Annotated in this window: 17 protein-coding genes and 3 pseudogenes; 14 read left to right on the top strand and 6 right to left on the bottom strand. The window is 62.4% G+C overall.

Features of this window, described 5'->3' with window-relative positions:
• The first annotated feature begins 14 nt into the window (after positions 1-14).
• Positions 15-368, top strand: coding sequence for a hypothetical protein (locus tag ACVW16_RS08610; protein ID WP_456738778.1), 354 nt, complete (start codon positions 15-17; stop codon positions 366-368).
• A 429-nt stretch (positions 369-797) separates the two neighbouring features.
• On the opposite strand, the gene ACVW16_RS08615 is transcribed toward ACVW16_RS08610, so the two are convergent.
• Positions 798-1,070: a hypothetical protein gene (locus ACVW16_RS08615; protein ID WP_456738337.1), complete on the bottom strand. Its 273-nt coding sequence runs from the start codon at positions 1,068-1,070 to the stop codon at positions 798-800.
• Between ACVW16_RS08615 and ACVW16_RS08620 the strand changes: the two genes are divergently transcribed.
• A complete protein-coding gene (locus ACVW16_RS08620; RefSeq protein WP_456738204.1) occupies positions 1,060-1,929 on the top strand; it encodes a catalase in 870 nt (289 codons plus the stop codon). The two genes, ACVW16_RS08615 and ACVW16_RS08620, sit on opposite strands and share 11 nt — an antisense overlap.
• 8 nt (positions 1,930-1,937) lie before the next feature.
• Here the strand turns inward: ACVW16_RS08620 and ACVW16_RS08625 are convergent, their stop codons facing one another.
• Positions 1,938-2,867: a helix-turn-helix domain-containing protein gene (locus ACVW16_RS08625; protein WP_456735904.1), complete on the bottom strand. Its 930-nt coding sequence runs from the start codon at positions 2,865-2,867 to the stop codon at positions 1,938-1,940.
• Positions 2,868-3,319: 452 nt separating this feature from the next.
• On the opposite strand from ACVW16_RS08625, the gene ACVW16_RS08630 reads away from it, so the two are divergent.
• The 12 genes from ACVW16_RS08630 to ACVW16_RS08685 all read left to right on the top strand — a co-directional run bounded on the left by ACVW16_RS08630 (position 3,320) and on the right by ACVW16_RS08685 (position 17,919).
• Positions 3,320-4,273, top strand: coding sequence for a helix-turn-helix transcriptional regulator (locus ACVW16_RS08630; RefSeq protein WP_456735905.1), 954 nt, complete (start codon positions 3,320-3,322; stop codon positions 4,271-4,273).
• Between the two features lie 50 nt (positions 4,274-4,323).
• Complete coding sequence (locus ACVW16_RS08635) at positions 4,324-5,274, top strand: helix-turn-helix domain-containing protein (protein WP_456704887.1); 951 nt, start codon at positions 4,324-4,326, stop codon at positions 5,272-5,274.
• 530 nt (positions 5,275-5,804) lie between these two features.
• Positions 5,805-7,010 (top strand): NAD(P)/FAD-dependent oxidoreductase, encoded by a 1,206-nt coding sequence (locus tag ACVW16_RS08640; RefSeq protein WP_456735906.1) that lies wholly within the window; start codon positions 5,805-5,807, stop codon positions 7,008-7,010.
• 70 nt (positions 7,011-7,080) lie between these two features.
• Positions 7,081-7,875 (top strand): acetoacetate decarboxylase, encoded by a 795-nt coding sequence (locus ACVW16_RS08645; RefSeq protein WP_456704889.1) that lies wholly within the window; start codon positions 7,081-7,083, stop codon positions 7,873-7,875.
• A gap of 32 nt (positions 7,876-7,907) precedes the next feature.
• Positions 7,908-9,083, top strand: a complete 1,176-nt coding sequence (locus ACVW16_RS08650; RefSeq protein WP_456704890.1) for a patatin-like phospholipase family protein — start codon at positions 7,908-7,910, stop codon at positions 9,081-9,083.
• 34 nt (positions 9,084-9,117) lie between these two features.
• Entirely contained in the window at positions 9,118-10,266 is a 1,149-nt protein-coding gene (locus ACVW16_RS08655) for an HlyD family secretion protein (protein ID WP_456735907.1), read from the top strand.
• Between the two features lie 35 nt (positions 10,267-10,301).
• Positions 10,302-11,909, top strand: coding sequence for an MDR family MFS transporter (locus ACVW16_RS08660; protein WP_456735908.1), 1,608 nt, complete (start codon positions 10,302-10,304; stop codon positions 11,907-11,909).
• Between the two features lie 25 nt (positions 11,910-11,934).
• A complete protein-coding gene (locus tag ACVW16_RS08665; RefSeq protein ID WP_456735909.1) occupies positions 11,935-12,717 on the top strand; it encodes a 3-hydroxybutyrate dehydrogenase in 783 nt (260 codons plus the stop codon).
• A 55-nt stretch (positions 12,718-12,772) separates the two neighbouring features.
• Complete coding sequence (locus ACVW16_RS08670; RefSeq protein WP_456738205.1) at positions 12,773-13,483, top strand: SDR family NAD(P)-dependent oxidoreductase; 711 nt, start codon at positions 12,773-12,775, stop codon at positions 13,481-13,483.
• A gap of 484 nt (positions 13,484-13,967) precedes the next feature.
• A complete protein-coding gene (locus ACVW16_RS08675; protein WP_456738206.1) occupies positions 13,968-15,626 on the top strand; it encodes a sugar ABC transporter substrate-binding protein in 1,659 nt (552 codons plus the stop codon).
• A 240-nt stretch (positions 15,627-15,866) separates the two neighbouring features.
• Entirely contained in the window at positions 15,867-16,985 is a 1,119-nt protein-coding gene (locus ACVW16_RS08680) for a carbohydrate ABC transporter permease (protein ID WP_456735910.1), read from the top strand.
• A gap of 73 nt (positions 16,986-17,058) precedes the next feature.
• A complete protein-coding gene (locus ACVW16_RS08685; RefSeq protein WP_456705346.1) occupies positions 17,059-17,919 on the top strand; it encodes a carbohydrate ABC transporter permease in 861 nt (286 codons plus the stop codon).
• Positions 17,920-17,962: 43 nt separating this feature from the next.
• Here the strand turns inward: ACVW16_RS08685 and ACVW16_RS08690 are convergent.
• From ACVW16_RS08690 to ACVW16_RS08705, 4 genes and pseudogenes are all read right to left on the bottom strand, one after another.
• Positions 17,963-18,088, bottom strand: a pseudogene (locus ACVW16_RS08690) (hypothetical protein); the annotation flags it as partial.
• 65 nt (positions 18,089-18,153) lie between these two features.
• A pseudogene (locus ACVW16_RS08695) lies at positions 18,154-18,372 on the bottom strand (inorganic diphosphatase); the annotation flags it as partial.
• A gap of 92 nt (positions 18,373-18,464) precedes the next feature.
• A pseudogene (gene adh, locus ACVW16_RS08700) lies at positions 18,465-19,983 on the bottom strand (aldehyde dehydrogenase).
• A gap of 176 nt (positions 19,984-20,159) precedes the next feature.
• A complete protein-coding gene (locus tag ACVW16_RS08705; RefSeq protein ID WP_456704896.1) occupies positions 20,160-21,128 on the bottom strand; it encodes a GAF domain-containing protein in 969 nt (322 codons plus the stop codon).
• Positions 21,129-21,219 lie beyond the last annotated feature (91 nt).

Genomic DNA, 21,219 nt, shown 5'->3' on the forward strand with positions numbered 1-21,219 from the left:
TGGCGGAGGATCGGATGCGGCGGCTCGCGGAGGTAGCTCTACTGGCGATCGTCTCCACGTTGACCGGCACGGCGCTGGCTTTCGACAACGGGCAATACGACAACGTTGCGCCTGACATCCGCGCGTGGTTCAAGGCCGTGACGGCACCGAATGGCGTGCCCTGCTGCGACATCGCCGACGGACATCGCACCGATTATGATTTTCGTGCCGGCGCTTATTGGGTTCCAATCGAAGGGCAGTGGATGGCAGTACCCGAGCGGGCCGTGATCCGCGATCGCGGCAATCCGATCGGTCAGGCCGTGGTGTGGTACGTGCATCACCGCGGCAACATCATCATCAGCTGTTTTGTGCCGGCAGATGCGGTGTGAATTCACCGCGCGCCTTGACCCTCTCGGTGACACGACGGGTATGAAAGCTCAAGGGCCGGCCAGCTCACCCCGTTTGCTCGACGCCCTATCAGCGACGTCTTGTTCGGCGAGAAGATTTGCCTCCGTGAAAGCCTAGGCATCGGCAAGAATCGCGAAAGATACCGATCTGGCAAGTCGAGCGGATGCCGGGGGCAGCACCTACCATCTGGCGATCAAGCGCAAACTCTCCGTCCCTCTCATCTGACCGCAATCACTCTGCAATGGGATCAATCCCTCTGGGGCAGCGCCGCGCCCGCTGACTACCATCCATGTGTCGACGCCAATCAACGAGCGGGGAGACAAGTGATGGTTTGGAACATTCTGGTCAGCCAATCTGCGACACTCGCGTCGCGGCCTAGAGTCCTCAGAACAACCTTCATGTGCGCCCTTTCAGCGGCGGTTCGCTTTGCTTCGACAATCGAGGCAGGACAGAAGATCACGGCGCCGCCGGTCAATGCGCACAATCCCACGGTCTCGATCACGACCGGGGACAGCGTTCCGCTCTTTTGCAGGAACTTGCGGCGGAAGCGCTCCCAGCCGACCGTCTTTCTGCACCAGAAAAATTGCCGCGCATGGCCACTTTAGCAAGTCGATCGGATAAATCGCCATGATCCGGTCCCAAGCCGTCAAGCATGCGTCGATCGTCGGCGCGATGAGAGCCATCACCGGGACCTCCTCGGCACGCGCGTGCTTTGCCGCGGGACTCTGCGTCCGGGGAACCTACATCCCCTCGGATCGAGCCGACGAGGTCACCAGATCCCGGAGCTTCACAAGGCCATCACGCGTGCTTGCGCGCTTCTCTGTTGACGGCAAGCTCAACCGATCGGAGGGCGGCAATCTCGTCCTGCGCGGCTTCAGCTTCAGACTCGGAGACGCTGATCATTGCTCGCAAATTCTTACGCAAAGCGCCCCGGTTCATTATGCGAGGACGCTCGACCAGATGCTGGCGTTCCTCGAAGTGCGGACGCCGCGAGGGAGCGGGAGGCCGGATCCGGCGAAAATCAAGGCATTCTCCGCTGCCAATCCCGAAACGCGGCACCAGGCCGACTACATCGCCGCCCATCCGCTGCCCCCGAGCTTCGCCGACACGACCTACTGGGCGGTCCACGCTTTCCCGGCGATCAATGTGCGCGGCGAGAGGCAGATGATCAAATTCAAGGTTGCTCCTGTCGGCGGCGGCACTGCGCGGCCTGAACGTGAGGGCAATCCGATGTCGACGGACGCCCTCGAGGCCGATCTCCAAAAACGGATCGCGACGAGCGATATCCGGTTCAGCCTGATGGCACTGCTCGGGCGGCCCGATGACCCTGCGCTCGACGTCACGATCCGATGGCCCGATGAGGACAGCCGCGAAGCCGTGCGGCTCGGAACGATCGTTGTCACTGCACTTGAAGCGAACGAGACGTGCGACGCGACTGTATTCGACCCGGCAAACCTGGCCGAGGGCATCGGCCATCCGCCGGACGAGATCTTTGCAGCTCGCCGCGCGACCTACGCAATCCCCCTGGCTCGGCGCCGTTGATCAGCCGATCACGCCTCGCCGTCCCGGATCCCAAGCGCTTCCCGGCGCCATGCCGCCGGGCTCACGCCGACCTGCGCCGAGAACACCTTTGTAAAATGGCTCTGGTTGGCGAACCCGGCCGATATCGCAATCTCGGAGAGTGGCAGGTCGCGCACGCTCATCAATTGCTTGGCCGCCTTCACGCGCTGGCGCAGCAGCCATTGGTGCGGCGGTAGCCCGGTGGAGATACGAAATGCCCGCGAGAAATGGCTGACCGACAGACCAAGTTCGGTCGCGACCTGTTGCAGTGAAAACTGTCCGCCGAGATCGGAGTCGAGCCTCTCGCAGGATCGCTTCACCTGCCATGGGGCAAGGCCGCCGCGGGCCGATTCGGTGGTGCGCTGCCATCCGCCATAGGTCTGGGCAATATGCGCAGTGAACGCGAGCATCATATGATCGATAAAGAGCTGATTGGCCTCGGCCGGCCGGCGCAGCGCTTCCATCATCGAGGCGCCGATATGGCGCATGATCTCGTCCTCGTGGCCGACGCCGAACTGACAGGCGAGATCGCCGATGCGGGGCGCCCGGGATTCGCGGGCGAACCCATCAAGTGCCGAACGCGGAAGATAGAAATGCAGGGAGTGGAACGGCTTGTCGATGATAAATCCCGGATCGCTCCTGAGGTCGTACAGATATGTCGTACCGGCTTTGACATCGACCTTCGCGAAACACTTGCCGCGGTCCCAGAGCTCGCAATCCGGGTAGTTGTGAAGCTTCAAGCTGACGAAATAGGCCTCATCGGCCACCGAGCCGGAACGGCCTGGCACGGGGTTATCATTCCGGGTTTCGGTGACCGCGAGTTCGATCCCCCGCCGTGAACGCGTGATCAAGGAAGGCGGCGCATCCCTCAGATGCATCTGCTGCCTGACCCTCTGTCCGAAGGTGCTTGCGTACGCCATTGATCGACCCGTTCGTGGAGTTTCGACCGGCAGCTTGTCCTTGTTTCGCCGCCGGAATTTGACACGCAGTATCCGGTATTCGAGTGCGGTCGTCTAGGTCGACGGCGGCCTGCATCGCGACTGCAAGGACCGGCTGTCTCAACTGTCACAAGGCGATTTTCGGAAGCGATTTCATTGATATTCGCGCTTGGTCGCGGCTCTTGGCCGTTCGTCGATCTGGCAACACGTCTGCCGCAGCTGATCACGAAATCTCGAACATGGGCGCATTGAGCAGAATCGGGAAAGCCAGCGCCGATTTGGGAAAGACCCCGTCGTTGTCCGAGCTTAGAACACGCGCCCACCGGCCACGGCGTCTGGCGCATCAGTACGGCCCACAAGAAGCGATGGCTTCACGCCGTTCCGCGATCACGCCTGGCGGCGCAAGTGTGACGCCCCTGAAGCGAGCACCTCCAATGAGCGAACCGATCTCCCACGATTCTGCGCTTGAAAATCCAGTGACCGTTTCCGAGCGGAGCCGGGACCAACCGGCGACTGCGGGGCGGCGTACCGCCGATGCAGAGATGGCGCGCGTGCTCCACACCACACCGTTTCGCATGGCGTTGGACGCCTCCGGCGCGGGGATCGCCCACTGGAAACATGAGCCACTGCACGACATCGTAGAGCCCATGAGCCACCACGTTATCATGGCTTATAATGGCACGACGCAGCACATGGAGCGGCGGTCAGGAAGGTCGGTTGCGACGGGCACGTTTCGTCGCGGGGTCGTGATCCTCATTCCCGAGGGATCAAGCTCCCGATGGGATATTCCGAAGCCCGTCGACGTCGTTCAACTCTATCTGCCGCACGCGACGCTGAAGCGCGTTGCCGACGAAGCGGTAACCGGCACACTGACCGATCTCCTGGAGCGGACGGCGCACCCGGATCCCATTACTTCCCGATTGCTCCTGAGCACGGTGACCGCCCTGGAGAACAATGGCGCCCTGGATAATCTGTTCAGACATCAGCTCATAGACCTCTTGGCCATGCGCCTCCTGGCTGCGCACACCGGCTCGCCAACGACATTCCAGCCGATCGTCGGCGGGCTTGCGCCGAAGGTCCTGGGCCGCGCCATCGAACGCTTGCGCTCGGACAGCGACACGGACGTCTCGCTCGACGCCCTCGCCTCCGATGCCGGCCTGTCGCGCTCCCATTTTTGTCGCGCGTTCAAGGAGAGCACTGGGCTTTCACCCCACGGTTGGCTGCGCCAACACCGGCTCCAGCAGGCCATGAACATGCTTCGCGACACCGACGCATCGATCGCCATGGTGGCAGCAGAGCTTGGCTATGCTTCGCAAACGGCTTTCGCCGCAGCGTTCAGGCGATTGAGCGGCGAAACGCCCAGCGATTGGCGGCGGAAGATGCGCTAGCAACAATCGCTTTGGACAGCGAAGTGCCTTCCGGCTGCGAGGACAGCTCCATGAACAAACCGGTCACGCACGATCCTTTGGGAGCTCTGCTTGCCGAACCAACCGCGCGCCCGGGCACCTCGCCGGCCGTCGACAGACGGCCTGCGGATGCGGAGATGGCCCGCATCCTCAAGACCACCCCGCTCCAGATTGCCTCGGACCCATCCAATGGCGGCATCGCACATTGGAAGCACGGGGCTCTGCACGACGTTGTCGAGCCCATGACCGACCATGTCATCATGGCTTACCCCACAGGCGTTCAGCGCCTGGAGCGACGCACCGGGAAATCGGTCGCGGTTGGAACGGCGCGCTCCGGAGTTATGACCATCATTCCCGCGGGCTCAAGCGCGAGATGGGATATTCCCGGACCCGTCGATGTCGTCCAACTGTATCTTCCGCATACGACGCTTGAACGCATTGCCCGCGAAGCCGAGGCGCCAGCTCCCGGAGATCTTCTAGAGCGCACCGGGCATCCCGACCTCGTCACATCCGGTTTGCTGATGAGTGCGGCCGATGCCTTGGAGGGCAATGCCGTGCTGGACGCCCTGTTCAGGCAGCGACTGACTGATCTCCTTGCGACGCGCATCCTGGCTGAGCACTCGGGCGTACCAACCGTCTTCGCACCGATCTCGGGCGGACTGGCACCCCATGCTCTGCGACGCGCGATCGAACGATTGCGTTCGGACAGCGACGCTGACGTCTCTCTGGCGGCACTGGCCTCGGATGCCAATCTGTCACGTTTCCATTTTTGTCGCGCCTTCAAGGAAAGCACCGGTCTTTCGCCTCATGCCTGGCTACGCCAGCAGCGGCTCGAGCGTGCCATGAACCTGCTCAAGGAGTCGGATGCGCCTATCGACTCGGTGGCAAAGGAGCTCGGTTACGCGTCCCAAACCGCGTTCACCGCGGCATTCAGGAAGCTGACGGGCGAGACTCCGAGCGATTGGCGCAGGCGCATGCGCTGACAGCAATCTCTCTGCAACCGCATCAATCGCTCTGGCGCAGCAAAAGCAGCAATCCGGTAGACGTACGGCATCGAACACCGATAACGGATGGAGACGAACAATGGCTTGGAAGCACTGTGTCGCCCTCCTTGCGAGCGTCCCGCCACGGAGGGTCATCGCGACAGCGATGGTCTATGGACTGTCACTCAGCGTCCGCTTCACATCGGCAACGGGCGAGGAAGTGGACATTTCGCCAGGTGCTACGGCGTCGGTCGTCAGCAGAGACGAAGCCCTCACCTTCCACGACGGCTGGCCGCTGCGTAGCAATGAGCCGATCGCGCTTCAGCTCGGCCGGCCCATGGCGTCGCGAGACTGTCACGCAGCATGCGAGCGCTCGACGACCCCAACACCGGACTGCGGCGCTCCGTAAGCACCCGGCAAATCTTCGCTTTACATCTACGCGCCGTCGCTGATCGCGGCAAACTCTCCCTTATCCGGGAGCGGCGGTGGTGACGCGCGTGTCCGAGAATCAAACCAGAGGAGTAGATCAAATGCGACTTGTCATCATTGGCGCCGGCTTCGCCGGCATGTATGCCGCGCTTTCCGCAGCCCGCCTACGCGACATCAGGGGCACCACGCCCAAGGAGCTCGAGATCGCGCTGGTTGCGCCCGAGCCGACCCTGGTGGTCCGTCCGCGGCTCTATGAAGCCAAACCCGAAACCCTGACCGCACCTCTTGCGGCGGTTCTCAACGCCATCGACGTCATCTACGTACAAGGCAGCGCCGAGACGATTGACACCAAGTCGCGCGCGGTAGGTATCGTCACTGCGGAGGGCGCTAAGAAGCAGCTCTGCTACGATCGGCTGGTTGTCGCGACTGGCAGCCGGCTGTTCCGCCCGAATGTTCCCGGCCTTTCCGAACACGGCTTCAGCGTCGACCAGCTCGACGATGCAATCGAGCTCGACAAGCATCTGCATAGCCTCGCCGACCGGCCCGCCGCGAATGGACGCGACACGGTCGTCGTCGCCGGCGGCGGCTTCACCGGCATCGAGGCGGCGACCGAAATGCCGGCGCGGCTTCGTGCGATCCTCGGCAAGGATGCAAAGCCACGCGTCGTGATAGTCGATCGCAGCAAGGCGATCGCTCCCGACATGGGCTCAGATTCCCGCCCCGTCATCGAGAACGCACTGAAGAAGCTCGGCATCGAGACCCGGATCGGTGCCGGCGTCGAATCGCTCGACGGATCCGGCGTCTTGCTCTCCACCGGCGAACGCATCGAGACCGAGACGGTGATATGGGCCGCCGGCATGCGCGCCGCTCCGTTGACCGCACAGATCCCCGCCGAGCGCGACAAGCTGGGCCGGCTGCTGGTGGACCGCGACTTGCGCGTGCCAGGCGTCGCGGGGGTATTTGCTACCGGCGATGCCGCTCGCGCCGCGTGCGATGATGCCGGCAACTACGCGCTGATGTCCTGCCAGCACGCGCTGCGCATGGGTGCTTTTGCCGGCAACAACGCCGCCGCCGAGCTTCTGGGCCTGCCGACCAAACCCTATCACCAAGTCGAATACGCCACCTGCCTCGATCTCGGAGAGGCGGGCGCGATCTTCACGCTCGGCTGGGAGCGGAAACTGAAACTGGTCGGAGACGAGGCGAAGAAGACCAAGCAGCAGATCAACACGGTGTGGATCTACCCGCCACGCGCCGAGCGCGCCGCGGCGCTGGCGTCAGCCGATCCGGAGCACGTCGGCGAGCTGTAGGAAACCATCGGGCCGCGCTTCTCTCGAAGGGCGCGGCCCGATCAAAAGCGTTCAACCAGGATCTGATCCGATGAAACAGGACACCGTGCGTACGACGGCATTCGCGATGCCGCTCACCAATCCGGCCTTCCCTCCGGGTCCCTACCGCTTCGTCAATCGCGAATACTTCATCATTCAGTACCGTACCGATCCCGAAGCGCTCCGCCGGATCGTGCCGGAGCCGCTGGAGGTAACCGACTCTGTGGTGAACTACGAATTCATTCGCATGCCGGACTCGACCGGTTTCGGCGACTACACCGAAAGCGGACAGGTCATCCCGGTGTCGTATCGAGGCCAGGCCGGTAGCTTTACCCATCAGATGTTCCTCAATGACCATCCGCCGATCGCGGGAGGTCGCGAGCTGTGGGGCTTTCCCAAGAAGCTCGCCCAACCGAAACTCGCGGTTGAGATCGATACGCTCGTCGGCACTCTGCACTATGGCTCGGTCCGCATCGCGACCGGCACGATGGGCTACAAGCACCGTGCCCTCGACACTGTTGCTGAAGCCAACAAGCTCGCCGCACCCAACTTCCTGCTCAAGATCATCCCACATGTCGACGGCACGCCGCGCATCTGCGAGCTGGTGCGATATCACCTCGAAGACATCGCGGTGAAAGGTGCTTGGACGGGACCAGCCGCACTGGACTTGTATTCGCATGCACTTGCTCCCGTCGCCGAGTTGCCGGTTCTTCAAGTGTTGTCAGCCAAGCACCTCGTCGCCGATCTCACGCTCGGGATGGGTACCGTGGTCCACGACTACCTGTCACCAGGCCGGGGCGCACGGCGGCGCGAATCCGAAATCTTGATCGAAGCAAACGCGGGCTGACCGGATCAGTCGCGATATCGGGAGTTTGCAACATGTTGAATGTGATGCGTGAGCAGACGAGTGCCGCGGCAGAGCCCTCGAGGCCTTTGCCCTACGATGTCGTCGCATTGGTCTTGCAAGGCGGCGGAGCGCTGGGAGCGTATCAGGCTGGAGTCTATGAGGGCCTGCACGAGGCCGGCATCCGGCCGAACTGGATCGCCGGCATTTCGATCGGAGCACTCAATGCTGCCATTATCGCGGGCTCGCCAGAAGCTGAGCGGGTGGAGCGCCTGCGCGAGTTCTGGGAGACCATCTGTGCCTGTCCGACGGGATGGCCGGCCGGCGAAGGGTTGGGCGATGCGTTGCCGTTCGCATTCGACATGCGCTCGCTGAATAACGCCTTTGCCGCGATGCGGGCGCTATTTCACGGACAGCCCGGCTTCTTCAAGCCGCGCTTTCCCTCGCCGTTCTGGTCGCCCTTCTCGGGTGAAGCAGCGACGAGCTTCTACGACACAGCTCCGTTGAGCCGGACGCTGGAACGGCTCGTCGATTTTGATCGCTTGAACGCGGGCGAGGTTCGGGTCAGCGTCGGCGCGGTCAACGTACGGAGCGGTAATCTCACCTATTTTGACACCGCCGAGGGCCGCCTGGGACCGAAGCATTTCATGGCATCCGGTGCCTTGCCGCCGGCATTTCCCGCAGTCGAGATCGAAGGCGAGCACTACTGGGATGGCGGCGTGGCGTGGAACACGCCCCTTTCTCGCGTGCTCTCTAGCGAACCGGCCGAGACGCTGACGTTCCAGGTTGATCTCTGGTCCGCACAGGGTCGTGTGCCGCACGACATGATGGAGGTGTCGAGCCGCCAGAAGGACATTCAATATTCGAGCCGAACGCGCGCCATTACAAATCAGGCCCTGCGGATGCAGGAGATGCGCCGGGCATTGCAACAAGCGATCAAGAAACTGCCGGAGAGCGCGCAGCGGGACCCGGAAATGCGGGGCATCGCCGATTTGGCTCGCCACAGCTCCCACAACATCATTCACCTGATCTACCAGTCCAAGACCTACGAGGGCCACTCGAAGGATTACGAGTTCGGGCTGAACGCGATGCGAGCGCATTGGCAAAGCGGCCTGGAGGACATCCGCCGCACGCTGGCCGAACCGCGTCGCCTGGATCTGCCGCCTCCCGAGCTCGGCATCGTCACGCATGACGTCCATCGCCACGATTGAAGATTTAACCGCCCACGTAGTTTGGGAGAACGCCATGACGACCCTTCCTTACGCTCCCGAAGACAAGGTCAAAATCCGCCTTGCTCCGTCGCGTCAGGCGATCCGGCGCGCGGCGCTCGCGTTCGCCGCGGCGCTGGGTGTCGCCGGAGCTACGGCCTACGGCCACTACTACCTCACGGCCGGACGCTACCTTGAAGCGACGGACGACGCTTATGTCAAAGCCGATACCACGATCATCGCGCCGAAAATTTCCGGCTACGTCGCCGAAGTCCTGGTGACCGACAATGAACCCGTGAAAGCCGGCCAGTTGCTGGCTCGCATTGACGACCGCGACCTGAGGACGGCGCTGAACCAGGCCAAGGCCGACGTTGCAGCCTCTGAAGCTACGGTGAAGAACATCGACGCGCAGATCGAATTGCAGGAACCGCTGATTCAACAGCAGGCGGCCGAGGTGGATGCGACCGAAGCCAGTCTGAAATTCGCGCAGCAGGAGCGCGCCCGTTATGACGAGCTGATGAAATCGGGCTCCGGAACGATACAACGTGCTCAGCAGACCGACGCGGCGCTGCGCTCGCAGACCGCCCAGCTGCAGCAAGGCAAAGCGGGATTGCTCGCAGCCAACAAGAAGATCGGGATACTCGCGACCCAGCGCGCGCAGGCTGTCGCGCAACTCGACCGCGCGCGCGCGGTGGAACACCAGAGCGCTCTGAATCTCTCCTACACGCAAATCACGGCGCCCGTGGACGGCACGGTCGGCGCGCGGACGCTGCGGATCGGCCAGTATGTGCAGGCCGGAACGCAGCTTATGGCCGTGGTCCCGCTCGATGCGGTTTATGTGGTCGCGAACTTCAAGGAGACCCAGCTTACTCACGTGCGCAACGGTCAGCCGGTTGAACTGCGTGTCGACGGCTTCCATTCGACCAGGCTGAAGGGTCATGTGGACAGCCTGTCGCCAGCGAGCGGCCTGGAGTTTGCCCTGCTGCCGCCCGACAACGCCACCGGCAATTTCACGAAGATCGTGCAGCGTGTTCCGGTGAAGATCGTCCTCGATGACCAGAGCCTGAACGGCCTCTTGCGTCCGGGCATGTCGGCGGAGCCGACCGTCAATACCAAGTCGGCGGTCGTCGCGGAACGCGACGCAGAGAAGCGGTTCGCGTCGCGCGGCGGCAAACCCCGCGGCTGACGAAACCAACCTCCTTCACACGTGAGAAGACCGCGATGACGACACTGCGAACCACGATCGATGCCGCGTCCACTGAGGGTCAGTCACCAGCTACCGCTCCCGCCGTCTCCGCAAAAACCTGGCTCGCGGTGACCGGAGCCACGCTGGGCGCGTTCATGGCGGTCCTCAATATCCAGATCGTCAATGCCTCCCTTGCCAATATTCAGGGTGGGATCGGTGCGGGCATCGATGACGGCGGATGGATCTCGACCTCCTATCTGATCGCCGAGATCGTGGTGATCCCCTTGAGCGGCTGGCTTGCCCAGGTGTTCTCGGTTCGCCGCTATCTGCTCAGCAATGCCTTCCTGTTCCTGGTGTTTTCAGCGGCGTGTGCGCTCGCCCAGAACCTGCCGCAGATGATCGCGCTCCGCGCCGTCCAGGGCTTTACCGGCGGCGTGCTGATTCCCATGGCGTTCACCCTCATCATCACGCTGCTGCCAAAGTCGAAGCGGCCGATCGGGCTGGCGATGTTCGCGATTTCAGCGACATTTGCGCCCGCGATCGGTCCGACCATCGGGGGCTACCTCACCGAGAATTTCGGTTGGGAGTACGTTTTCTACGTCAACATCGTCCCTGGCGCGGTCATGATCGCCATGCTCTACACATCGCTGGAAGCGACGCCCATGCGGCTGCGCCTCTTGCGCGACGGCGATTGGGCCGGCATCGCCACGATGGCGCTCGGGCTGGCCGCGCTTCAGACCGTGCTGGAGGAGGGCAACAAGGACGACTGGTTCGGATCGCCCTTCATCATTCGCTTGGCCATCATTGCCGGAGTCGCGCTGACCCTCTTCCTCGCCGTCGAACTCACCGGAAAGAAGCCGCTGCTCAATCTGCGCATTCTGTTCCGTCGCAATTTCGGCTTCGGCGTGCTCGCGAATTTCTTGCTCGGCGTATCACTGTATGGCTCGGTCTATGTCCTGCCGGTCTACCTATCGCGCATCCAGGGCTACAATTCCGAGCAGATCGGCATGGTGTTGGCATGGACCGGTCTGCCGCAACTCCTCCTGATCCCGCTCGTACCCCGCCTCATGCAGCGACTCGATCCGCGCCTCGTGATCGGCATCGGCTTTGTGCTCTTTGGGGGGTCCAACTTCTTCAACATCTACATGACCAGTGACTATGCGGCCGACCAGCTGTTCTGGCCAAACGTCATCCGGGCATTTGGTCAAGCCCTCGTCTTTGCGCCGCTGTCGGCGGTCGCCACTGCCGGAATCGAGCCCGAGAATGCCGGGTCTGCGTCCGCCTTGTTCAACATGATGCGCAACCTGGGAGGTGCGATCGGCATCGCCGCTCTTCAGACGCTGCTGACCAAGCGCGAGCAGTACCACTCCAACATCCTGATGCAATCGGTATCGATGTTCGAGCAGGCGACCCGTACCCGACTTGATCAGCTCACGCAATATTTCATGAGTCACGGCGTGATCGACCGCGTCGATGCAGCTCATCACGCCTATGTCGCGATTGGCAAGATCATCCAGAAGCAGGCCTTCATCCTCGGCTTCAGCGACACCTTCTATCTGCTCGGCGTCTCCCAGATCGTCGCTCTTCTGGCGGCGGTGATGCTCAAGAAGCCCGATCGCCTCGATGCCGGCGGTGCCCACTAGTCTTCCTCAACCGAAAGGGACTCACATGTTGAAGAATAAGGTAGCTGTCGTGACCGGATCAACCAGCGGCATTGGGCTGGGTATCGCCAGGGAATTGGCCAGACTCCGGGCAAACCTCGTATTGAACGGCTTCGGTGAACCGGGCGAGATCGAATCCATCCGCAGCGGGATCGAACGCGAGCACGGCGTGCGCGTCGTTTACGACGGCGCCGATATGTCGAAGGAGCACGCCGTGCGCGGAATGATCGCCAGAACGATCGAGACATTCGGGCGCCTCGACATCCTCGTCAACAACGCCGGTATACAGTTCACCGCGCCCATCGAGGAGTTTCCCGCCGCCAAGTGGAATGCAATTCTCGACATCAACCTGTCCGCCGCATTTCACGGGATTGCCGCGGCGGTGCCCCAGATGAAAAAGCAGCGATGGGGACGGATCGTCAACATCGCGTCGACGCACGGCCTGGTCGCATCGACGCACAAGGCGGCCTATGTCGCAGCCAAGCACGGGTTGGTCGGTCTGACCAAGGTGGTCGGTCTGGAGACGGCGGGCAGCGGCGTCACTTGCAATACAGTCTGTCCAGGGTGGGTACGAACGCCCTTGGTCGAAAAGCAGATCAGCGACATCGCCGCTCAAAAGCACATAAGCCAGAAGGAGGCAGCCGACGAGATCTTGGCTGAAAAGCAGCCATCCCTCGACTTTGTCTCGCCCTCGCAGCTTGGCGGCACCGTCGCCTTCCTCTGTTCGCCTGCGGCAGACCAGATCACGGGCACGGCAATCTCGGTGGACGGCGGTTGGACCGCGCAGTAGCGAAACAAACACGGCGGGCGCCCCCGCCGATTCAATCCAGAACATGGAGGCCATCATGGGTGCAAGTCAGAAAGTCGCAATCATCACCGGCGCGTCGCAGGGTATCGGTGAGGCCCTCGTCAGGGCTTATCGCGATCGCGATTTTTGCGTCATCGCAAATTCGCGCTCGATCAGGCCCTCGACTGATCCCAATATCTCGACGGTTGCCGGCGACATCACCGATTCAGCCACTGCGGACCGCATCATGTCGCAGGCGATCGAGCGCTTCGGCCGCGTGGATACCCTCATCAACAATGCCGGCATCTTCATCGGCAAGCCATTCACCGAATATACGTCCAAAGATTATGCCAGCATGGTGGCGATCAATCTCAATGGCTTTTTCCATATCACTCAACGCGCTGTCGCGGAAATGCTCAAGCGGAAATCCGGGCATATCGTGCAGATCACGAGCAGTCTGGACGAGAACGCTGACAGCCGCGTACCGTCCGTGCTAGCAGCCTTGACGAAGGGCGGCTTGAACGCGGCAACGAAATCGCTCGCAGTCGAATATGCAAGCCGAGGAATCCGCGTCAACGCGGTGGCGCCGGGCGCCACCAAAACGCCCATGCATGCGCCGGAAATGTATGAATTCCTGGCTGGGCTGCATCCGATCGGACGGATGGGCGAAGTGAACGAAATTGTCGACGCGGTGATGTACCTGGAAGGAGCAGGCTTCACCACCGGCGAGATCCTACACGTCGACGGCGGACAGAGCGCTGGAATTTAGGAGCGGATATCGCGCCCCCAAATCATGGGTTGGCGTGGCTGACCTTCCGAACCATCGAAGCCGATCGGGCAATGGCACGCGCTTGACATCATCGCGCTGGCGGCCACCATCGCACCCGGGCGTCGTCAGGTCGCCCGGGTGCCATCGCGACGACGGGCCTGCGGTGGCAGGTCACCGCATGGAGAGATCCTTCGACGAACCGGTTGGGCCCAGCGGCGTCTTGGAAACGCTTGCGCAATGGGCAACACGTTGCCATCGCGGACCTCGCGCCATACGAATTTCCCTACTGCAACGCAGGAACGGCGTCCGCTTTGCGCGGATTCGTTGACATTGATCGGTGCCGTTGCATACTTGACGCGGCTTCCAGCACCATCGCCGCGACATGAACTTCGGCGAGCCTCACATGTCGGTGGTGCGTAGGCGGCCCAATCTGACCTGACCAGCACTTTAACATAAGCAGCGTCAAAAAAGGGAGGATTTCGTGGTGAAGCAGCAAGAGCATGATCAACATCCCGCAACGCACCCGACCCGGCGAACGGTGCTCAAGAGCGCGGCCGGAGCCGCCGCACTTGGCACAACCGGCGCGCTCGGCACGTTCTCCGAGCTTGCATTCGCCCAGGCCAATCTGCGCGCGGAGATCACCAAGATTCCTGGCGTCGGCAAGGGTGCGCCCACCGACGCCGACTGGCAAAAGGTCGGCGAGCTCTGCCTCGGCCCGACCAAGGCAAGCATCAAGGAGGGTGAGTTCAAGGGCGTCGAACTCTCCTTCATGGGACTGAATAATCAGAACTTGCACAATCTGCTGTTCCGCGGCTTCCTGAAGCCATGGGAGGCCTATACGGGCGCGAAAATCTCCTGGATCGATTTGGCGCAGGCCGACTACAACCCACGCCTGCAACAGGCGATCGCAACTGGTACCGTCGATTTCGATATCCTCGAGATGGGTGCGCCCTTCGAGGGCGACGTCTGCGGCAAGGGTCTCGCCTCAGAAATGCCGGACTGGGTCAAGAAGCAAATCGATATCGATGACTACGTCGCTTACCTGAAGCCGCCGGTCGGCACCTGGAACGGCAAGACCTATCGCGTCACGATCGATGGCGATTGCCATAACTTCAACTATCGCACCGACGTATTCTCGGACGCCGCGCTCGCCAAGGCCTGGAAGGATGCCGGCAACACAAGCGAATGGGGAGTGCCGAAAACCTGGCAGCAGGTGCAGGCGGTCACGAAGTTCCTCAAGGGCCAGAAGTTCAAGGGCCAGAGCGTCTATGGCTATCTGGACGCGCCAAAGCCCTGGGGTGGGTTCGGCTTCTATTTTCTCGGCAGCCGCGCGACTGCCTACGCCAAACATCCCGACGACAAGGCATGGCTGTTCGACATCGACACGATGAAGCCGCGCATCAACAATCCGGCCTGGGTGCGCGCCATCCAGGACGTGATCGATGCGTTGCCCTCCGAGCCGGCCGACCAGCTCAATGCCGATCCGAACACCACCGGCTTCCAGCAATTTTTGGCCGGCATCGGCTCGATGATCCCCTGGTGGGGTGACATCGGCCAGGTGGCGAAGGCGAGCGACACGTCCGTCATTGGCGATACCGTCGGTTTCGACATCTTGCCGGGGTCGGACGACGTCTACAATTCCAAGACCGGCCAATGGGACAAGCTTCCGAGCGGGCCGAACAACGCACCGAACTGCGCCTATCTCGGCTGGGGCATCTATGTGATGGCGCGGGTCAATGGCGACGAGAAGAAGCACAAGGCGGCCTGGAGCGCGGCCGCGCATCTCGGCGGCAAGGATCTATCGCTCTGGACGGTGATGTATCCATCGGGCTTCCAGGTCCACCGGACCAGCCACTCTCACATCGATGAATGGGTGGCGGCAGGTTACGACAGGAAGTACATCACGTCCTATCTGAACTCGCAGTTCAACTCGTACAACCATCCCAATCGGGCGGTCGAGCCGCGCATCCCCGGCATCTTCCAGTACTACAGCGTCGCCGAGGACGAGCTGACGAAGATCTTCTCCGGCAAGCTCGACGCGCAGACCGGCGCCAACAACATCGCCGCCGCCTGGGAGAAGCTGACCGACCAACTCGGCCGCGAGCGGCAGATCGGACTCTACAAGGCCTCTTTCGGCGTATAGGGTGGATGATCTCGCTGCAGACCTCGAAGCCAGAGGCGCCCCCCTCCCCCACGTGCGGGGGAGGGGCAGGGAGAGGATGCGTCCGCATTGGGAGTCCCGGAGTGGAGAGTGCCCTCACCCGCGCCTTAGGCAGAGCCGTGGCTTTGCTTTCGGCATTTCGCGAGAGGACGGTCGCCGAAGGCGGCCTATGCTCTCCCGCACGCGGGAAAGCTGAAGCGCGGCCCGGCGAGATCGAATTCGATGCAAAGTTCCGTTGACATAGCCGACGCCGTCGCCCCGAAAGCAGCGATCAAGCGCGCAGTGCGCGGGCGCGCCACGGTCGGCCGCATCTTGATCGGTCTCGCCTCGCTCGTGTTCCTGGTCGTGCTGGTCGTTCAGGTCCTGCATGCAGCCGGCGCGATCGACGCCGGCTTCTCGACCTGGCGCCCGATCCTGATCGTCTACCTGCTCTGGGCGATCGCGTTCGGGACCGCGCAGGTGCTCATTCGCGGCGAGCGCGGCCAGCGCGCGCTGTTCCTGCTGCCGGCCGTGTTCTTCACCGTCGCCGTGGTGATCTTTCCGACCATCTTCGGGCTCTACATCGCCTCGCTCGACTGGAACCTGTCCTCGATCGAGGGCCCGCACTTTAGTGGGCTCGACAACGTAAGGGCCATGCTGAGTGACACCTACTACTGGAATGCGCTCGGCAATATGGTGTTCTACTCCGTCGCAGTGCTCGGCGAGTATGCGATCGCGTTCGCGCTCGCGCTGCTGCTCAGCGCCGAGATCCGCGCGCGGAAATTCTTTCGTGTTGTATTCCTGCTGCCGATGATGCTGAGCCCGGTCGCCGTGAGCTGGATGATCGGCAAGTCGCTCCTGGAATATCGCTTCGGTCCGGCGGCGACGCTGGCGCGCTATCTCGGATGGGACAACCCGGCCTTCTTCGCCTCCCCCTGGATGGCACGTTTCACGATCCAGGCGATGGACGCCTGGGTATCCATTCCCTTCATCATGATCATCCTGCTCGCGGGCCTCCAGGCCATGCCCAAGGAGGTGCAGGAGGCCGCCAAGGTCGACGGCGCGAACGGCTGGCAGTCGTTCTGGCACGTGACGTTTCCGATCATGCTGCCGGTCAGCATCACCGTGCTCATCATCCGCATCATTTTCAAGCTGAAGCTTGCCGACATCGTCATCAACGTCACCGCCGGCGGTCCTGGCGGCGCGACCGACACCGTGTCGAGCTTCATCTACCGCGTCTACCGCGACCGCTCGAACGTCGGATACGGCACCGCTCTCGCGATGGTCTATCTGCTTCTGATCATCGTGCTGCTGACGCTGGTGCTGCGCTTGTCCAAACGCTGGACGCAGCGGGTTACTTGAGGGAGTTGCTCACGTGGCTGTCACGACCGCGATATCCGCCCGCAGGCACCCCGTCGCACCGCGCGCCAAGCGAATGGCGAGCCGCGCGCTGATCTACGCCGCGCTGCTGTTCTGGACATTCATTTGCCTGTTTCCGATCTATTGGACTGTCACGACCTCGTTCAAGTCGGCGGTCGACGTGACGCAGGCGCACCTGATCCCGTGGGTGGACTTCAATCCGGACTGGAAGGGCTGGCGCTCGCTCGGGCTGTCGCCGGATACGCTGTTCGAAACCTCCACCGCCCGCTCCGAGTTCGTCAACCGCTTCATCAACAGCATCATCACCTCCGTCGGCGCGTCGGTCCTGGCACTGATCCTCGGATCGCTGGCGGCGTATGGCTTGAGCCGCTTCCGCTACAAATTCGCCTGGATGCGCAACGACGATATCCTGTTCTTCTTCATGTCGCAGCTCATCCTTCCGCCGGTGGTGCTCGCCCTGCCCTTCCTCGTGCTCTACAAGGCGCTCGCGCTACTCGACACCACCTTCGGCCTGATCCTGCTCTATACGCTGACAGTGCTGCCGATCGTCATCTGGATCATGCGGGACCAGTTCAATGCCATACCGGTCGAGCTCGACGAGGCGGCTTTCGTCGATGGTCTGTCGACCTGGGGCGCGTTTCTGCGCATCATCCTGCCCTTGGCTTTTCCTGGTATGGCGGCGGCTTTTATTCTCTCGCTGGTGCTGTGCTGGAACGAGTATTTCTTCGCCGCGCTGCTGACCAGCACGGATGCCAAGACCCTGCCCGTGATGGTTGCGAGCCAAACCGGCTCGCAAGGCATCAACTGGTGGTCGATGGCGGCACTATCGACGGCCGCAATCGCGCCCCTCGTCCTGATCGGCATCTTCCTGGAGCGCTACATCGTCAGCGGGCTGACGACCGGCGCGGGCAAATAGGCGACTAGCGACTGCTTGCACCGGCACAGGCGCGCCTGCCGCGCTACATGATCTCTTTAACTTCTCGTCTGACTGCTGTTCCCGCAGGGAGGGCCGCGCGCAGCGTATCGGCAGTCGAAAAGCTGCGGAATCGCGAGGATCTGCGAAAGTTCGACGCCTGCGTTCCCTTTCCGGCGCCAGGGTCCCAATAGTCTTCCCTCGGCGCGAGTTTTGGATCGCGGCGCGCGAAATCGCCGTCTCAAGCAATTTGGGGGCTTCGTCCGCGTCTCCCCCCGCAAGTCGCGCCCACTTGCCGGGTTCGTGATCCCCGTAGTGAAGGAAGAAGTGTTCGATCTTCTTCCAGGTGATCGCGTGCAGATCGGTGTACGTCTGCACTTGTTGGTAGCGTTCAGTGAGACGCGCCGACGGCACCGGCAATCGAGGGCCTTGAAGACTCGTCCCGCTCCTCACCATTCATTTCCAGCAGAAATAGACACAAAGCAGCGTTTGAAACAGCCGCCCGTCAGCGTGCGCGCGGACAGTTGGGTCCGCGCGCGATACGGCCTTTAGAAGAAGCCGAGCTTCTTCGGGCTGTAGCTGACCAGCAGATTCTTGGTCTGCTGATAGTGGTCGAGCATCATCTTGTGGGTCTCGCGACCGATACCCGACTGCTTGTAGCCGCCGAAGGCGGCATGGGCGGGATAGGCATGATAGCAGTTGGTCCAGACCCGGCCGGCCTGGATCGCTCGGCCGAAGCGATAGCAGCGATTGGCGTCGCGGCTCCAGACGCCGGCGCCGAGGCCGTATAGCGTGTCGTTGGCGATCGCGAGCGCCTCCTCGTCGGTCTTGAAGGTGGTGACGGAGACCACGGGGCCGAAAATCTCCTCCTGGAAGATCCGCCATCTTGTTGTTGCCGTGGAACACGGTCGGCTGGACGTAGAAGCCGCCAGAGAGATCGCCGCCGAGATCGGCCCGCGCGCCGCCGGTCAGGAGTTGCGCGCCCTCCTTCTTGCCAATGTCGATATAGGACAGGATCTTCTCCAACTGCTCGCCGGAGGCCTGAGCACCGATCATGGTCCCGGCGTTGCGCGGGTCGCCCTGGGTGATGGCCCGGACACGCTTCAAGGCCTTCTCCATGAAACGCTCATAGATCGACTCCTGCACCAGCGCCCGGCTCGGACAGGTGCAGACCTCGCCCTGGTTCAGCGCGAACATGACGAACCCCTCGATCGCCTTGTCGAGGAAGTCATCGTTCTCAGCCGCCACGTCCTTGAAGAAGATGTTCGGCGACTTCCCGCCGAGCTCGAGCGTAACCCGGATCAGGTTCTGGCTGGCATACTGCATGATCAGCCGGCCGGTGGAGGTTTCGCCGGTGAAGGCGATCTTGGAGATGCGCGGACTCGACGCGAGCGGCTTGCCGGCCTCGAGCCCGAAGCCGTTGACAATGTTGAGCACACCGGGCGGCAGCAGGTCGCCGATCAGCTCGATCCAGACCATGATCGAGGCCGGAGTCTGCTCCGCAGGCTTCAGTACGACGCAGTTGCCTGCCGCGAGCGCCGGCGCCATCTTCCAGCACGCCATCAGCAACGGGAAGTTCCAGGGAATGATCTGACCGACGACGCCCAACGGCTCATGGAAATGATAAGCGACGGTGTCGTTGTCGATTTCGGCAAGGCTACCCTCCTGGCCGCGCACGACGCCGGCGAAATAGCGGAAATGGTCGATCGCCAGCGGCAGGTCGGCGGCGCGGGTCTCGCGGATGGGCTTGCCGTTGTCCCAGGTCTCGGCGATCGCCAACAGCTCGAGATTTTCTTCCATCCGGTCCGCGATGCGGTTGAGAATGAGAGCGCGTTCGACCACGCTGGTGCGGCCCCAGGCCTCCTTGGCGGCATGGGCTGCGTCGAGCGCAGCTTCGATGTCCGGCGCTTCCGAGCGCGCGATCTTGCAGACCACCTGCCCCGTCACCGGCGAGGCGTTGTCGAAATACTTGCCCGACCTGGGCGCGACCCATTTGCCGCCGATGAAATTGTCATAACGTTCGGTAAACGGATTTTGCGATGCCGTGAGGAATTCCGGCTTGTTCATGATTCACTCCCGCTGTTGCATTGCTTGATTACCGGCCTCGCGTCAGCGCGATGCCGAGATCGAACATGTCGGGTGAAAGCGAAAATGTCAGCCGGCCGGTGTCGGATCGTACCTGCAACCTGTCTCAAAGGTGCGACATCCGACGCTGCGCGGGTGCTCGAATGCCTGTAAGGAATTCAAGCGAGCGGCTTGAGGTCGAAGCGCTTGAGCTTGCGATGCAAGGTGGCGCGGCTAACCCCAAGCGCCCTCGCCGCTGCCGAGACATTGCCTCCCGCGCGCGTCAGCGCCCGTTGCAAGGTCGCGCGTTGCGCGTCGCCGAGCCGCTCATGGATCCCTTCCTCGCAGCAGAGCAGATCCGCGGCCGGGACCGGCCGCAACTGACGATCGGGCGGGATGCCAAACACCAAGCGAGCGTCGCGCGTGGCCCCGACCACGAGGTCGTCCCGGTCGATCGCCAGCAACCCGCTGCCGCGGATATCAATCGGCGGCGTCAGCACGATCCGAGCATCTGCAAAAGCGTACCGGAACAGCTCGGTCTCGATCCGCCGCGCCGCTTCACCGAGCGCGAGCGTGATCAGATTCGCGATCGTGTCGGTGTGATCGGCGCGGCAGGAGGAAACATCGAGAACGCCTGCCAGCCTTGCGTGGCCGTCGTAGATCGGAACAGCCGTACAACTGAGCAGCGTGTTGCGCGAGAAGAAATGCTGATCGCGGTGGATCGTCAACGCGCGCTGCTCGGCCAGACAGGTGCCGATGCCGTTGGTTCCTTCGTACTCCTCGCTCCAGAGCGAGCCGGTCCACAGGCCCCAACGCTCGAACGTGGGGTCGTCGGCTGGAGCTCCACGTCGATCGACGGGGACGCCCTCGCGACTGGCCAACAGCACACAGCATCCGATAGCGCCCACGGCGTGATACAGTCGGTTCATTGCGAACCGCGCGGCACCGATCAATAACTCATTTCGTTCGATCGCTTGCCGCACCTCGGGTTCCGTCAGCCGTAGCGGCGGTCGGACACCGGACGGATCGAGACAGTGCAATCGGGAAGAACGGCACCAGGACGCGACCACGGCGGATCTCGCCGCTTGGCCCGAGCCGATCGCAGCTTCGACCCGATCGGCGTGATGGTGCTCGCTAATCGCTCCCATGTGATCCTCCGTCTCCGTCCGCGGCCTACCATTTCTTCGTCAGAGATTCTTGGCACGCAAAACGGCATGGGTTTCGGGCATCGTCGCCCAG

The sequence above is a fragment of the Bradyrhizobium sp. USDA 4474 genome (assembly GCF_054057515.1).